Below are 14,028 nucleotides of genomic sequence, written 5' to 3' on the forward strand. Positions count from 1 at the left end.
GGCAGTTTATGTTTCGGGGGTTTTTTGATGCCGATCCTGCCCAGGGCGGATGTTGTGTTGCGTGGTGGCCGTGTTTTCGTGGCCTATGGCGAGCCGGTCGCCGAGGCGATCGCGCTGTGGTCCGGCAAGGTGCTGGCGGTGGGCTCGTCCGCTGACATGGAGCCGCTCATCGGCCCCGGCACCCGTGTGATCGAACTGCGCGGCCGCCTCGCCACCCCCGGCCTGTTCGAGGCCCACGCCCATCTCCTGCCGATGGGCATCTCCATGGCCGAGATCGACGCCCGCCCGCAGAACGCCAATACCCTCGACGCGTTGCTCGGCCTCATCCGCGATGCCGCCGCGACGAAGAAGCCGGGCGAATGGATTCTGGCCCGCGGCTATGATGATTCGAAGCTCGACATCCGCCGCCACCCGCACCGCACCGAACTCGATCAGGCGGCCCCCGACAATCCGGTCTATCTGGTGCGCACCTGCGGCCACCTGGCGGTCGCCAACACCATGGCGCTGAAGATCGCCGGCGTGACGACGAAGAGCGCGGTTCCCGCCGGTGGCGCGATCGAGCAGGTCAACGGCGACCTGACCGGCCTGATGGCCGAGAACGGCCGCCAGCCCGTCCAGGCCGTGCTGCCCGCCTATACGGACGAGGACCACGTCGCCGCCATCGAGCGCGGCGCGAAGTACATGAACACCTTTGGCATCACCTCGACGATGGACGCCGCCGTCGGCATGCGCTCCGGTTATCGGGAGATCATCTCCTACCGCAACGCCGTGCGTACCGGCCGCCAGCCGATCCGCGTCACCCAGTGCCTTCTCAACATTCCGGACGGCATTCTCGGCCGCTGTCACGAGGAGGGCCTGATCACCGGCTCCGGCGACGACATGCTGCGCATTGGTCCGGTAAAGATCTTCACCGACGGCTCGGCCGGCGGCAAGACCGCGGCGATGACCGCGCCCTATTCCGGCGAGGAGCAGACCCACGGCATCTACTGCCTCACCGACAAGGAGATGGAAGAGGCGACGATGGAGGTCCACGCCAAGGGCTACCAGCTCGCCGTCCACGCCATCGGCGACGGCGCCATCGAGCAGACCCTTGTCGCCATGGAAAAGGCGCTGGCGAAATATCCGGACGCCGGCCGCCGCCACCGCATCGAGCATTGCGGCTTCAACACCATGGACCAGATGAAGCGCATGCGCGCAGCCGGCATCGAGCCCGTGCCGCAGCCGGTCTTCATCTATGACTTCGGCGAACTCTACCAGCAGGTCATGCCCGACGAGCGGCCGGCGACGAGCTATCCCATGAAGACCTGGATCGACATGGGCTTCCGGCCGGCGGCCTCGACCGACGCGCCGGTCTGCGACGCGAATGTCTGGCCGAACTTCTTCACGATGCTGACCCGCAAGACGCACAAGGGCACGGTGATCGGCGGCGACCAGGCGATCTCCATCGAGCGGGCGATTCAGGCCTACACGGAGTTCGGCGCCTATGTGAACAGGTGCGAGGACCACCGGGGCACGCTGAGGCCCGGCATGGTCGCCGATGTCGCAGTCTTCTCGCGCGACTTGCTCACGGCCACGCCAGAGGCAATCCTGTCGGATACGCGCTGCGACCTGACCATCCTCGGCGGCGCCTGCGTCTATGACGCCACCGGCGAGTGGAAGGGCTGACGGGCATGGGAGTTCACCTCATTCACCGCGCGGTCCTGTCGATCCCGGTGCTGTTCGGCGTGCTGCTGCTCGGCTTCATGCTGCTGCAACTGGTTCCGGGCGACGTGGCGCAGGTCATCGCCGGTCCGCAGGCGACCCCCGAGGTCATCGAGCAGATCCGCAAGGATCTCGGCCTCGACCGCTCCCGCGTCATCCAGTTCTTCATCTACATCACGCGGGTGATGCAGGGCGATCTCGGCTACTCGATGATCAACAACACCCCGGTCATCCACGAACTCGGCGAGGCCATCGGCCCGACCTTCGAGCTGATGTTCGGCTCGCTGATCTTCTCCGTGCCGATCGGCATCGTTCTCGGCACTCTCGCCGCCGTCAATCGCGGTCGCGCCCTCGACCGCATCATCATCGCCATCTCGGTGTTCGGCGTCTCCATGCCGGTCTTCTTCATCGGCCTGATGCTGATCATGTATGTCGGCTACCATTGGGAGCTGCTGCCGTTCCTCGGTCGCGCCGGCCCGCTGTGGACACTCGATGGACTGGCGCACGCCGCCCTTCCCTCGCTGACCCTCGGCCTCATCTTCATCGGTCCCGTCGCGCGCATGACGCGCACCGCGGCGCTCGAGGTGATGAATGCCGACTATGTCCGCACCGCCCGCGCCAAGGGCCTCGCCGAGCACACGGTCATCATCCGCCATGTGCTTCGCAATGCGCTCATTCCCGTGGTGACGCTGATCGGCCTGCAGGCCGGCTACCTCCTCGGCGGCGCCGTGGTTACCGAGACCATCTTCTCCTGGCCCGGCGTCGGCCGTCTCGCCGTCGGCGCCATTCTGGCGCGCGACTTGCCTCTCGCCCAGGGTTCCATCCTGATTCTCGCGGTCTCCTTCATCGTGATCAATCTCTTCGTCGACATTCTCTACGGCATCCTCGATCCGCGGGTGGGCAAGCGATGACCGCCGTGACCGCAACCGACGTCACCGCGGTACCCCGCCGGTACGGCAACCTGCGCCGGCTGTTCCGCGACAAGCTGGCGATCACTGCCGCCGTCCTTCTCATTCTCCTGGTCCTCGCAGCCTTGCTGGCGCCGTGGCTGGCGCCCAACGACCCCTACCTGACCAATACGCGCCTGCGCATGCTGCCGCCGGTCTGGGAGGCGCGCGGCCGCTGGGAGTTCCTGCTCGGCACGGACGGCCTCGGCCGCTGCATGCTCTCGCGCCTGCTCTACGGGCTGCGCGCCACCCTCATGATGGGCATCATCGCGACCGCGATCGGCGGGTCGATCGGGCTGCTGCTCGGTCTGTTTGCCGCTTTCTACCGGCGGCTCGACGGCCTCATCATGCACCTGTCGGACATTCTCCTGTCCTTCCCGGCCATTCTCCTCGGGCTGTCCTTCGCGGCGGTCGTCGGCCCCGGCATGACTGCGGTCGTCATCTCGCTGGCGGTGGCCACCATCCCGACCGTGGTGCGCGTCACTCGCGCCTCGGCGCTGGTGGTGATGGGGCAGGATTTCATCGAGGCGGGCCGGTCCATTGGCCTCGACGACCGCACGCTGCTGGTGCGCTACCTCGCGCTCAACTGCATCTCGTCGGTCTTCGTCTACATGACCCTGCGCTTCGGCCAGGTGATCCTGCTCGGCTCGGCCCTGTCCTTCCTCGGCCTCGGCGCCCAGCCGCCGGTCGCCGAACTCGGCACCATGGCCTCCGCCGGGCGCAACGAACTGTTCCTCGCCCCGCATATCGCGGTGATGCCGAGCCTCGTCATCGTCGTGCTCGTGCTCTGCGCCAACGTCCTCGGCGATGCGCTGCGCGACATGCTCGACCCGCGGCTCAGGCACACCTGAGCCGGCAAGAACCAACGGTCCGGGGCAATCACGGGCCGACAGAGAACCCACGTCTTCAGAGGAGTTGGGACATGAGTGTGAAACGACTTGCATTGCTGGCCACCGCCATCGCCGGCGGCCTGGCCTTCGCCACGCCGGCATCGGCGCAGGCACAGAACTCGCTGACCATCGTCCGTGAGGTCGATTCCGACCGCTACGATCCGCATCGCTCGACCGCCCGCGCGGCGTCCGAGGTGCTGTTCATGCTCGCCGACACGCTCGTGTCGCTCGACCATGACATGACCTCGATCAAGCCGGGCCTCGCCGAGAGCTGGACCGTGTCGCCGGACGGCAAGGTCTACACCTTCAAGCTGCGCTCGGACGTGAAGTTCTGCGACGGCAAGCAGATGACCGCCGACGACGTGGTCTATTCGCTGAAGCGCTGGATCGACCCGGCCACCCGCTCGCCGGTGCGCTGGCGCGCAGGTCCGGTCGAGGACATCATCGCCAAGGACGCGACGACCGTCGAGTATCGCCTGACCGCGCCCTTCTCCGAACTGCTTTACCAGCTCACCCAGAGCTTCGCCGTCGTCATCGACAAGGCCAATGTCGAGGCCCTCGGCGCCGATTTCGGCGTGCGCGGCTTCAACGGCACCGGCCCCTACTGCTGGGGCGAGTGGCGTCCGCGCAACGACATGCGCCTGCGCCGCCACGACGCCTATCGCTGGGGTCCGCCGATCTACGAGAACCGCGGTCCGGCGCATATCCAGGAGATCGTCTGGCGCATCGTGCCGGAGGAGAACACCCGTCTTGCCGCCGTGCTGACCGGCCAGAGCCAGGCGACGCAGTATGTGCCCTATTCGGGCCTGTCGCAGATCCGCGGCAACCGGAACCTGCGCGTCGTCGACAATCCGGCCGCCTTCTGGACCTATTTCATCGGGTTCAAGGTCGACAAGGTCGGCGTGGACGATGCCGTCGTGCGTCGCGCCATGGTCATGGCCGTGGACCAGGAAGCCATTTCCCGCGACATCAACTACGGTGAGACGGAGCCGGCCTATTCCTACATCCACCAGTCGGCCACCGACTGGAACAAGGCGATCGACTCCCGCCTGATCCGCACCAACGTCGCCGAAGCCAACCGCATCCTCGACGAGGCCGGCTGGGTGCGCGGCGCCGACGGCTTCCGCTCCAAGAACGGCGTCCGTCTGTCGCCGCTCGCCTATGGCTTCACCGGGTCCACCTGGCAGAAGCTGATGGAGACGGTGCAGGGCGACCTGCGCAAGATCGGCGTCGACCTGCGCATCCAGCTCTTCGATGCGACGGTCGCCTGGGGCAAGCTCGCCACGCAGGAGTTCGACCTGTTCGGCATGTCCTTCCCCTACATCACCGCCGGTGACGCGCTGAACCTCTACTTCCGTTCGACCAACGCGCCGACCCCGAACCGCATGAACTGGAAGAACGCCGACACCGATCGTCTGCTGCAGTCCGGCATGACGGCCGTCTCCGACGCCGACCGCGCCGCGGCCTACGGTCAGGTGCTCCAGCAGGTGCATGACGCGGCTGTCTGGATCCCGCTCTACCACGAGCCGATGAAGGTGGCCGCCTCCGCGCGCCTTGCTCCCTTCAAGGCCCACAACATCTACGGCTGCGGCCTCTACAAGGGCCTCGACCTGCGCTTCACGCGCTGATGTGACGACCTGCGGCCGGGCGCCTTCGCGCGCCCGGCCGTTGTCTTGGCGCCAGACCTGGCAGCCGAACCAGAAACGCCCCTTTCGAGGAACGCCCCATGCCCGTCACCCTGATCAGACAAGCCGCCTGGGTCGTCGCCTTCGACGGTCGCAAGCACACCTACATGCAGGGTGCCGACGTCGCCTTCGAGGACGACAAGATCATCCATGTCGGGCCCGGTTTCGCGGGCAAGGCCGCGACCACGATCGACGGGTCGGGCATGCTTGTCATGCCGGGCCTCGTCAACGTCCACTCCCATCCCGCTTCCGAGCCCATGGCCAAGGGCTGGAACGACGAGCTCGGCTCGCCGAAGCTCTACCAGTCGGCCCTCTACGAATTCATGCCGCTGTTCCGGGCCGATGCCGGCGGCGCCCCCGACATGGAGGCAATCCCGGCTTCCGCCACCGTGGCCTATTCCGAACTGCTGCTGTCGGGCGTCACCACGCTGGTCGACATGTCGGTGGCCTGGGACGGCTGGCTCGACACCTTCGCCGCCTCCGGCCTGCGCGGCGTCCTCTCGCCCATGTACCGCTCCGCCCGCTGGTTCACCAGGAACGGCCACGTCGTCGAATACGAATGGGCGAAGGACGAGGGCGTCCCGGCCATGGAAGCGGCGATGAAGGTGCTCGAGGCTGCCGCGAAGCACCCCTCGGGCCGCATGTCCGGTATGGTCTCGCCGAGCCAGATCGACACCTGCACGCCCGGCCTCATCAAGGCGAGCTTCGCCGAGGCCAGGAAGCGCAAGCTGCCCTTCCAGATCCACGCGGCGCAGTCGGTGGTGGAGTTCCACGAGATCACCCGCCGCCACGGCATGACGCCGGTGGAATGGCTCGGCTCGCTGGACGTGCTCTCCGACCGCTCGCTGATCGGCCACGGCATCTTCCTCGACCACCACACCTCGACCCACTGGCCGCGCCGCGACGACCTGCAGGATCTGGTGGATACCGGCACGACGGTCGCCCATTGCCCGACGGTGTTCCAGCGTCGCGGCATCACCCTGCAGACCTTCGGCGAATATGTCCGCCGCGGCGTCAACATGGCGATCGGCACCGACACCTATCCGCACAACATGATCGAGGAGATGCGCCACGTCGCCATCATGTCCCGCGTCGTCGGCGAGGACGCCTATGACATGCGCTCCACCGATGTCTTCAATGCGGCGACGCTCGGCGGCGCCAAGGCGCTGGGACGCAAGGACATCGGCCGCCTCTCGGTCGGCGCCAAGGCCGACATCGTGCTGGTCGACGTCACCCACGCCTCCATGCGGCCGCTGCGCGATCCCGTCCGCTCGATGATCTATTCGGCGGCCGAGCGCGCCATCCGCACCGTCATCGTCGACGGCAAGACGGTGGTCGACGGCGGCAAGGTGCTGACCATGGACCTCGACGCCGCTTCAGAGAAGCTGGAGGCCGCCCAGCGCCGCGCCGAGGCCGGCGTCAAGGCGCTCGACTGGGCCAAGCGCGACCACATGAAGATCTCGCCGCTGATGTTCCCGCCGTCCAAGGGCTGAGGCGACGCAGGATAGGGCGCCCCGCGCCCTATCCCCACATCTCGCGCGACACCTCGACGATCATCTCGAGCTTGCGCCACTGCTCGTCCTCGGCGAGCGTGTTGCCTTCCTCCGTCGAGGCGAAGCCGCATTGCGGCGACAGGCAGAGCTGCTCCAGCGGCGCGTATTTCGCCGCCTCGTCGATCCTGCGCTTGATGTCGTCCTTGCTCTCGAGGACACCCGTCTTGGACGTGACGAGGCCGAGCACCACTGCCTTGCCCTTCGGCAGGAAGCGCAGCGGCTCGAAGCCGCCGGCGCGCTCGGTGTCCCATTCCATGAAATAGGCGTCCACGGGCATGGTGTTGAACAGCAGGTCGGCGATCGGCTCGTAGCCGCCCGAGGCGACGAAGGTGGAGCGGAAATTGCCGCGGCACAGATGCATGGTGATCAGCAGGTCCTTCGGCCGCCCGCCGATGGCCGCCGACACCATGCCGGCATAGATGCCGCCCTGCTTGTCGGGGTCGTCGCCCCTCTCGGCCAGCATCTTCTTCTGCTCGGGATCGCAGAGATAGGCGAAGGAGACGTCGTCGAGCTGCAGGTAGCGGCAGCCGGCATCGTAGAAGGCATGGACCGCCTTGCGATAGGCCTGGCCGAGATCCTCGTAATAGTCGGCCATGTCCGGATAGAGGCCCATGTTGATGAGCTTCCGGCCGCCCCGGTAGTGCAGCATGGAGGGCGAGGGGATCGTCATCTTCGCGGTGCGCGTCGTGTTCGCCTTCAGGAACTTGAAGTGCTCGATGAAGGGATGGGTCGAGAAGTCGATCCGGCCGGTGACGCGCGGCGCTTCCGCCTTGGTCTGCACGCCGGCGAACTGGATGCCCTGGTCGAGTTCCACGCGGGTCACGCCGTCGAGCTGCCAGAGGAAGTCGTAGTGCCACCAGGAGCGCCGGTACTCGCCATCGGTGATCGCCTGCAGGCCGATCGCCTCCTGCCTTGCGATCAGCTTCTTGATCTCGGCATCTTCCACCGTCCTCAGCCCGAGCGCATCGAGCGTGCCGGCGGCATGGGCCGCGCGGGCCTCTTTCAGGGGCTGTGACCGGAGCAGCGAGCCGACCTGGTCGGCGCGGAAAGGGCCGCTCTTGCCAGCGACGGCGGGGGTGGGGGACGTCATGGTGCTCATCGGTCGTATCTCCCTGGGGCGGCCTCTGGCAGGAACGTCTCGCCCTTGCAGCGGCGGTCTTCTGCCGCCGAGAATAGGGCGGAAGCCGCGGATGAGCCAGAAGGGATGCGTCGGGCGATCAGGTGGTCACCGGCAACGCTGCAAGCCCGGCTTGCAACCGTATTGGCGTCCTCCCCCTTGCCCGCGTGACCCATCCGGCCGATCTCTGAACCAACGAAGCGCGGCCCCCGTCGCGCCATGCGAGGTTGAACCATGACCCCCGCCCTGACCGGAATCCACCACCTGACGGCGGTCTCCGCCAATGCTCCCGGCAACCACGCCTTCTACACGCAGGTCCTCGGCATGCGCCTCGTCAAGCGCACCGTGAACCAGGACGACACCTCCGCCTATCACCTCTTCTACGGCGACGGCATCGCCAGCCCCGGTTCGGACATCACCTTCTTCGAATGGCCGGTCGCTCCCGAGCGTCGCGGCACCAACGCCATCATCCGCACCGCGCTGCGCGTCTCGGGAGAGGCCACCATCCGCTGGTGGGTTGCCCGTTTCAGCGAGCAGGGCGTGAAGCATGACCAGCCCGTGGTCCGCGACGGCCGCCTGACCCTCGACTTCGAGGACCCGGAGGGCCAGCGCCTCGCCCTGGTCGACGACGGCGGCGCCGGCGAGGCCCATCCCTGGGATCAGAGCCCGGTGCCGGCCGGGCACCAGATCCGCGGCTTGGGACCCATCACTGCCAGCGTCCCCGTGCTGGAGACCACCGATCTCGTGCTCACCCACGTGCTCGGCATGCGCAAGGTGCGCGAGTACACGCTGCCGAGCGCCTCGCCGGTCCATGTCTATGCGATGGGCGAGGGCGGGCCTGCGGCCGAGTATCATGTCGCGGTTGAGCCGCACCTGCCGCAGGCGCGGCAGGGGGCGGGTTCCGTCCACCACGTCGCCTTCCGCACCCCCGACGAGAAGGAATATGCCGGCTGGATCGAGCGGCTGAACGGCCTGCGAATCCCAAGTTCGGGGGCCGTCGACCGCTTCTATTTCCGCAGCCTCTATTTCCGCGAACCCAACGGCATCCTCTTCGAGATCGCCACCGACGGCCCCGGCTTCGACGTCGACGAGCCGCTGGAGACCATCGGCGAGAAGCTGGCCCTGCCGCCGTTCCTCGAACCGAAGCGCGCCGCCATCGAGCGCGGGCTGAAGCCGCTCGGCTGAACGACGCGAGCCGCCATGGCCGGACCCTTCCGGTCATGGCGGGACCGGTTCACAGGGCCGGCGCGGACACTTAGATTGGCGGGGTCGATTCTCGATCTTTGCCGGGGACCCCATGATCCGCGCCACCCTGCTTGCCGCCGTCGCCGCTGTCGGCCTTGCCGCTTGCCAGTCCACGACGGCCGAGGTGCCGGCGCCGCAGCCGGTGGCCTCCTCGGCGCCGGCCTACGTCACCCGGCCCGATTTCCGGCTCCCCGAGGGCGCCGGCTGCTCGGGCGAGATCGCCCGCTTCCGGGCGGTGATGGACAACGACCTCGCCACCGGCCATGTCACCCGCGAGGTCCACGGCCGTGTCATCGCCGACCTGCGTGGACCGGAGGGCACCTGCGCCGCCGGCCGCGACGGCGAAGCCCGCTCCGCGCTCACCGCGGTCAAACGCCGCTACGGCTATCCCGGCTGATTATCCGGTCCCCCCGCCAGCCACCATGCGGCATGGGCGAACTGGAACGGCGGCATCCGCTCAGGCATCAGGTCACTCGCATCGCGCACGATATGGATGCCCGCGAGTTCCGGCTCGGTCTGCTGCGCCAGCCTGTCGAGAATGATGCGTCTGAGGTCTTCCGCCGCCAGCGGCGAGCGCACCGTCTTGACGAAGATGCAGCGCTTGTCGTCCTCGGCCATCCAGAAGCCAGGTTCGAAGCTCACCTCGTCCGCCGCGAGGCCGGTCTCTTCGGCCAGTTCGCGCCTGACGCTGCCCTCGAGGTCGACCTGGCCCTCCACGACGTCGGAGAGGTCGGGCGTGCCGCCGGGGAAGTAGATCTTGCCGGCATTGGCGGTATGGCCGCCCATCACGCCCATGACCAACGCGCCGTCGGCGCTCGTCAGGCCGGCGAGCGCGAAGCCGTTGCGCGAGCGCCCGTCCGGCTCGCCATGGCGCATATAGTGGAGGAACTGGGAGAACCGCACGGGGCGATAGAGCGCCTCGAACCGGTCACCGTCCACGCGGCTCTCGGCGATCAGCAGCACCTCGCCGTCGAACAGTGCGGGACTGGTCGCTATCGCCTTCGTCCATGATTCGGCGATGTCTGCCCCATGCTTGATTGCATAGGGCCACGGCGTCGTCGTCACGCTGGCGCAAATATGGCGGATGTGGCGGAACCGGTACGGGCTCAAGGCGTTGTCCTCGCGCGATGTCTTGCCTGAGGGACCCGCCTCGAGCAAGCCGTGGCAGGATAGCCACGGCGTTGACGGCTTCTTAGGGGTGTTGTCCCCCCAGCTTGGCAAATCGCTTGCGCGTCACCTATGGTCGTCCCGGGTCGGGGGCCTGCAGGAGGGAATATTGATGTTGAAGAAACTGGCTCTGGTGGGCGCTGCCGCGCTGATGATCGGCGCGTGCACCCCGCGTGAGGAACGCGCTGCGGCAGGTGGCGCCATTGGCGCCGGCGCCGGTGCGCTCATCGGTGGTCTGGCCACCGGAACGGGCGGTGGTGCCCTGGCAGGTGCCGCAATCGGCGGTGTCGCTGGCGCGATCATCGGTGCCGAGACCACGCCGCGTCGTCGCTGCTTCGTCAATCGCTACGGCGAGCGCATCTGCCGCTATCGTCGCTGATCCCCCCCGGCGACACACAATTCAAACCCGTCGGCGCCTCGCCGGCGGGTTTGTCTTTGACGGGGCCGGATCGGCCGGATCAGATGAACAGCCGCCCTTCGGTGACGATCACTGCGCCGCCGCCGATGGTGACCTCCTCGACAGCACCACCGGCAAGGGTCAGCCCCAGCGTGATGCGGCTCGGCCGGCCCATCTCGAAGCCCTGCTCGATGACGATCCTGTGCGCGCCATCGCCCAGCCCCTCCTGTTCGGCCAGGACACCGGCAAAGGCCGCTGCCGCCGATCCCGTCGCCGGGTCCTCGGCGATGCCGAGGCCCGGCGCGAACATGCGGGCGTGGAACTGCGCGCCGGTGTTCACGGTCTCGCGCGAATAGGCGAAGATCGCGGGGTGATCGTCCCGGATCGCTGCGAAGGTCTCGGCAAACCAGCGGGTATCGACGCGGATGCGCGCCATGGCCTCGCGCGTCTTTACCGGCACGTAGCAGAAGGAAACCGGCGCGCCGTAGCGGCTGGGACGGTGATAGTCGAAGCCGATATCGCGCAGGTCGAGACCGAGCACGCCGGCAAGCTGCGCCGGGTCGGGGGCGGGACCGAGACGGGTGGGCTTGCGCGGCGCCACGAATGTCGCCTCGTAGCGGCCGGCGGCGTCGCGCCGGACGAGGCAGGGGACCGCGCCCGCCTTCTCGCCGATGACGAAGCGGATGTCTGCGCCCGGCGCCAACCCGTCGAGGGAGGCGAGCAGCACCGCCGTCCCGACCGTCGGATGGCCGGCGAAGGGCAGTTCGGCGCCCGGCGTGAAGATGCGGATGTCGGCGCGGTGGCCGGGTGTCGTCTCCGGCAGGACGAAGACCGTCTCCGACAGGTTGAACTCGCCGGCGATCGCCTGCATGGCCGCGGTATCGAGCCCCGCCGAGTCGTGCACGACGGCGAGCGGATTGCCGGCGAGGACATCGTGGGTGAAGACGTCGAGCGTGTGGATGCGGCGTGAAGCGGTGGGGGAGGGCATGACGGGCCTCAGGCAATCGGCTCGGGGGTGAACAGCCGGCTCGGCGTGACGAACTCGTCCTGCGCCGCCACCGTGAGAATCTCCCGAGACCCGGCCTCCTCCGTGCGGCGCAGCAGGCCGAAGACCGAGGAGGCGGCGCGCGACAGGGCAAAGGCCTCGTCGCCACTGGCGGCGGCATGGACGAAGAACAGGGCCGCGATCGCGTCGCCGGCGCCGTTCACCGAAACCGAAAGCCGCGGCGTGCGGACGCGGAAACGGCCATTCGGGCCGCTGGCAAGGAGATCGATCGAGTCCGCCGGCGTATCCTCGGTGACGAGGCTCGTCACCATGACGGTCTTCGGTCCCGAGGCGCGGATCGCGTCGACCGCCGCCACGGCGTCGGCGATGGTCGTGATGGTGCGGCCGGCGAGGAACTCCAGTTCGAACTGGTTCGGCGTGATGATGTCGGCGGCAGGCACGGCCTGGTCGCGCATGAACTCGGGAATGCCGGGACGCACGAAGATGCCGCGCCCGACATCTCCGATCACGGGATCGCAGCAGTAGAGGGCCTTCGGGTTCAGCGAACGGACCCGGCTGACCGCGCCGAGGATGGCCGTGCCGATGTCGGCCGATCCCATGTAGCCGGACAGGACACCGTCGCAGCGGCCGAGCACGCCGCGTTCGGCGATCCCCTCCACCAGTTCCTCGATCATCGGGCCGTCATAGACCCGCCCCTTCCACGCGCCGTAGCCCGTATGATTGGAGAACTGCACTGTGTGGATGGCCCAGACCTCGTGCCCCAGCCGCTGCATGGGAAAGACGGCCGAGGCATTGCCGACATGGCCGTAGGAAACCCAGGACTGGATCGAGAGGATGTTCATGGCTGCGCTCCGAAGCGCCAGCCTAGCGCGGCATTCCTGCGCCGCACCAATTCCGTTCCGTGAACTCGCTCATCAGCGGAATGTGGCGGTCAGGCGATCCTGATCCGTCCGCGCGCGATGCTCATGCCGCCCGTGTCATAGAAATGCATCAGTTCGACGATGAGCCCGTCCCGGATTCTGATGTGATCCAGCACGTCGTAGTAGCCGATCCGGCCATTGTCGAGGAACCGCACCTCGGCCGTCCAGCGTACCGCAACCTTGTCGCCTTCCGCCACGATGGCCTCGATCTTATAGCCGAGATAGGCGTTGATCTCGTGGAGGCTCTCCAGGTGACGCGCGATGCTCTCGCGGCCGAGGCGCATGCCCGCGCCCGGGCTCAGGGCCGGATTGCCGACGATGGTCATCCGCGCATCGGGGGCGAAATAGCTCGCATACTCCTCACCGTCGCCCGCGGTCCTTGCGGCGTAGAGCGCGTGGATGGCCTCGGTGATCGCCTTCGGGCGGATGTCGCGCTCGCCAAAGGTTGAGGGGGGCGACGCCATCGTCAGATACGCCCCGCCAGGACCGCCAGTGAGGCCGTGTCCATGTACTGCGTCAGTTCGGTGATCTCGCCGTTCCGGAACCTGATGAAGTCTGCCACATCGAAATCCGCGATCGCCCCGGTAGCCTGACTACGAAGGGTGAGCTGTCGTCGGATCACTGCTGCGTCGGGTTCCGCGACGATATCGACGATCAGCCCGTCGACATACTGATAGCTCTCGAACAGCTTCCGGATGCCCTTGGCGATGGCGGGCCGGCCATGAAACGGTCCGGCTTCCGGAACCAGCCGGTTGTCGGCCATGATCCGCATGAAGCCGTCTTCGGCGAATCCTGCTGCAAAGGCCTGTGCATCGCCGTCCCGCCTGGCGGCGTAGAGTTCCGCCAGCTTCTCCTTGAGATAGGGCAGCCCGGAGATGACGCGCAGGCTCGGTTGCGACATGAACGTCCCTGAATTGTCGCCGGTGAGGCGCTATGGTCCTACGATCAGCAGCCGCGTTCGCCAAGCGAAATCCGGCGAACTCTGCGGCATAACGGCTGACTGCACGATGAACATCACAGGAATTGCCTGATGTCCGCAAGGCGTTCCGCCGCATGAGAAAGGGGCGGCACGAGGCCGCCCCTTGCGTCTTCTGACGACAGGGCGGGTGCGACGTCACCCGCCCGTCGGAACAGTGTCCTGCTCAGTTCTTCGTCTTGTCGACCAGCGCCTTCGCCTTGATCCCAAAGGGCGGGTGCGACGTCACCCGCCCGTCGGAACAGTGTCCGGCTCAGTTCTTCGTCTTGTCGACCAGGGCCTTCGCCTTGATCCCAAAGGGCGGGTGCGACGTCACCCGCCCGTCGGAACAGTGTCCTGCTCAGTTCTTCGTCTTGTCGACCAGCGCCTTCGCCTTGATCCCAAAGGGCGGGTGCGACGTCACCCGCCCGTCGGAACAGTGTCC

14 protein-coding genes are annotated in these 14,028 nt (G+C 67.4%); 8 read left to right on the plus strand and 6 right to left on the minus strand.

What is annotated here, in order from left to right; translation table 11 throughout:
- Positions 1 to 27: 27 nt before the first annotated feature.
- From ACJ4V0_RS02420 to ACJ4V0_RS02440, 5 genes are all read left to right on the plus strand, one after another.
- Positions 28 to 1,665, plus strand: a complete 1,638-nt coding sequence (locus tag ACJ4V0_RS02420) for an amidohydrolase (RefSeq protein WP_448297943.1) — start codon at positions 28 to 30, stop codon at positions 1,663 to 1,665.
- Between the two features lie 5 nt (positions 1,666 to 1,670).
- Positions 1,671 to 2,612 carry an ABC transporter permease gene (locus ACJ4V0_RS02425; RefSeq protein WP_448297944.1) on the plus strand — a complete coding sequence of 314 codons (942 nt, stop codon included), beginning with the start codon at positions 1,671 to 1,673 and terminating at the stop codon, positions 2,610 to 2,612.
- Complete coding sequence (locus ACJ4V0_RS02430) at positions 2,609 to 3,499, plus strand: ABC transporter permease (RefSeq protein WP_448297945.1); 891 nt, start codon at positions 2,609 to 2,611, stop codon at positions 3,497 to 3,499. Before ACJ4V0_RS02425 ends, ACJ4V0_RS02430 begins: the two co-directional genes overlap by 4 nt.
- Before the next feature lie 71 nt (positions 3,500 to 3,570).
- Entirely contained in the window at positions 3,571 to 5,166 is a 1,596-nt protein-coding gene (locus ACJ4V0_RS02435; RefSeq protein ID WP_448297946.1) for an ABC transporter substrate-binding protein, read from the plus strand.
- A gap of 98 nt (positions 5,167 to 5,264) precedes the next feature.
- Complete coding sequence (locus tag ACJ4V0_RS02440; RefSeq protein ID WP_448297947.1) at positions 5,265 to 6,716, plus strand: amidohydrolase family protein; 1,452 nt, start codon at positions 5,265 to 5,267, stop codon at positions 6,714 to 6,716.
- A 28-nt stretch (positions 6,717 to 6,744) separates the two neighbouring features.
- Here the strand turns inward: ACJ4V0_RS02440 and ACJ4V0_RS02445 are convergent, their stop codons facing one another.
- Positions 6,745 to 7,875 (minus strand): 5-methyltetrahydropteroyltriglutamate--homocysteine S-methyltransferase, encoded by a 1,131-nt coding sequence (locus tag ACJ4V0_RS02445; RefSeq protein WP_448297948.1) that lies wholly within the window; start codon positions 7,873 to 7,875, stop codon positions 6,745 to 6,747.
- A gap of 252 nt (positions 7,876 to 8,127) precedes the next feature.
- Between ACJ4V0_RS02445 and ACJ4V0_RS02450 the strand changes: the two genes are divergently transcribed.
- Complete coding sequence (locus ACJ4V0_RS02450) at positions 8,128 to 9,078, plus strand: ring-cleaving dioxygenase (RefSeq protein ID WP_448297949.1); 951 nt, start codon at positions 8,128 to 8,130, stop codon at positions 9,076 to 9,078.
- A gap of 112 nt (positions 9,079 to 9,190) precedes the next feature.
- The gene (locus tag ACJ4V0_RS02455; RefSeq protein ID WP_448297950.1) at positions 9,191 to 9,535 is read left to right on the plus strand and encodes a hypothetical protein; all 345 of its coding nucleotides are present in this window, start codon (positions 9,191 to 9,193) and stop codon (positions 9,533 to 9,535) included.
- On the opposite strand, the gene ACJ4V0_RS02460 is transcribed toward ACJ4V0_RS02455, so the two are convergent.
- The gene (locus ACJ4V0_RS02460; RefSeq protein ID WP_448297951.1) at positions 9,523 to 10,248 is read right to left on the minus strand and encodes an NUDIX domain-containing protein; all 726 of its coding nucleotides are present in this window, start codon (positions 10,246 to 10,248) and stop codon (positions 9,523 to 9,525) included. The genes ACJ4V0_RS02455 and ACJ4V0_RS02460 overlap by 13 nt on opposite strands.
- A gap of 169 nt (positions 10,249 to 10,417) precedes the next feature.
- On the opposite strand from ACJ4V0_RS02460, the gene ACJ4V0_RS02465 reads away from it, so the two are divergent.
- The gene (locus ACJ4V0_RS02465) at positions 10,418 to 10,684 is read left to right on the plus strand and encodes a YMGG-like glycine zipper-containing protein (RefSeq protein WP_448297952.1); all 267 of its coding nucleotides are present in this window, start codon (positions 10,418 to 10,420) and stop codon (positions 10,682 to 10,684) included.
- Positions 10,685 to 10,763: 79 nt separating this feature from the next.
- On the opposite strand, the gene ACJ4V0_RS02470 is transcribed toward ACJ4V0_RS02465, so the two are convergent.
- From ACJ4V0_RS02470 to ACJ4V0_RS02485, 4 genes are all read right to left on the minus strand, one after another.
- Positions 10,764 to 11,690, minus strand: coding sequence for a PhzF family protein (locus tag ACJ4V0_RS02470; RefSeq protein WP_448297953.1), 927 nt, complete (start codon positions 11,688 to 11,690; stop codon positions 10,764 to 10,766).
- Between the two features lie 8 nt (positions 11,691 to 11,698).
- A complete protein-coding gene (gene pdxY / locus ACJ4V0_RS02475; RefSeq protein WP_448297954.1) occupies positions 11,699 to 12,550 on the minus strand; it encodes a pyridoxal kinase PdxY in 852 nt (283 codons plus the stop codon).
- An 89-nt stretch (positions 12,551 to 12,639) separates the two neighbouring features.
- Positions 12,640 to 13,092: a nuclear transport factor 2 family protein gene (locus tag ACJ4V0_RS02480; RefSeq protein WP_448297955.1), complete on the minus strand. Its 453-nt coding sequence runs from the start codon at positions 13,090 to 13,092 to the stop codon at positions 12,640 to 12,642.
- Between the two features lie 2 nt (positions 13,093 to 13,094).
- Positions 13,095 to 13,529 carry a nuclear transport factor 2 family protein gene (locus ACJ4V0_RS02485; RefSeq protein WP_448297956.1) on the minus strand — a complete coding sequence of 145 codons (435 nt, stop codon included), beginning with the start codon at positions 13,527 to 13,529 and terminating at the stop codon, positions 13,095 to 13,097.
- Positions 13,530 to 14,028: the final 499 nt, after the last annotated feature.

It is taken from the genome of Phreatobacter aquiterrae (genome assembly GCF_053471285.1).

What these genes read in the sequence shown, in the direction of transcription:
- ACJ4V0_RS02420 (WP_448297943.1), top strand. Translation starts at nt 28, where the DNA reads ATGCCGATCCTGCCCAGGGCGGATGTTGTGTTGCGTGGTGGCCGTGTT.
- ACJ4V0_RS02425 (WP_448297944.1), top strand. Translation starts at nt 1,671, where the DNA reads ATGGGAGTTCACCTCATTCACCGCGCGGTCCTGTCGATCCCGGTGCTG.
- ACJ4V0_RS02430 (WP_448297945.1), top strand. Translation starts at nt 2,609, where the DNA reads ATGACCGCCGTGACCGCAACCGACGTCACCGCGGTACCCCGCCGGTAC.
- ACJ4V0_RS02435 (WP_448297946.1), top strand. Translation starts at nt 3,571, where the DNA reads ATGAGTGTGAAACGACTTGCATTGCTGGCCACCGCCATCGCCGGCGGC.
- ACJ4V0_RS02440 (WP_448297947.1), top strand. Translation starts at nt 5,265, where the DNA reads ATGCCCGTCACCCTGATCAGACAAGCCGCCTGGGTCGTCGCCTTCGAC.
- ACJ4V0_RS02445 (WP_448297948.1), bottom strand. Translation starts at nt 7,875, where the DNA reads ATGAGCACCATGACGTCCCCCACCCCCGCCGTCGCTGGCAAGAGCGGC.
- ACJ4V0_RS02450 (WP_448297949.1), top strand. Translation starts at nt 8,128, where the DNA reads ATGACCCCCGCCCTGACCGGAATCCACCACCTGACGGCGGTCTCCGCC.
- ACJ4V0_RS02455 (WP_448297950.1), top strand. Translation starts at nt 9,191, where the DNA reads ATGATCCGCGCCACCCTGCTTGCCGCCGTCGCCGCTGTCGGCCTTGCC.
- ACJ4V0_RS02465 (WP_448297952.1), top strand. Translation starts at nt 10,418, where the DNA reads ATGTTGAAGAAACTGGCTCTGGTGGGCGCTGCCGCGCTGATGATCGGC.
- ACJ4V0_RS02470 (WP_448297953.1), bottom strand. Translation starts at nt 11,690, where the DNA reads ATGCCCTCCCCCACCGCTTCACGCCGCATCCACACGCTCGACGTCTTC.
- pdxY (WP_448297954.1), bottom strand. Translation starts at nt 12,550, where the DNA reads ATGAACATCCTCTCGATCCAGTCCTGGGTTTCCTACGGCCATGTCGGC.
- ACJ4V0_RS02480 (WP_448297955.1), bottom strand. Translation starts at nt 13,092, where the DNA reads ATGGCGTCGCCCCCCTCAACCTTTGGCGAGCGCGACATCCGCCCGAAG.
- ACJ4V0_RS02485 (WP_448297956.1), bottom strand. Translation starts at nt 13,529, where the DNA reads ATGTCGCAACCGAGCCTGCGCGTCATCTCCGGGCTGCCCTATCTCAAG.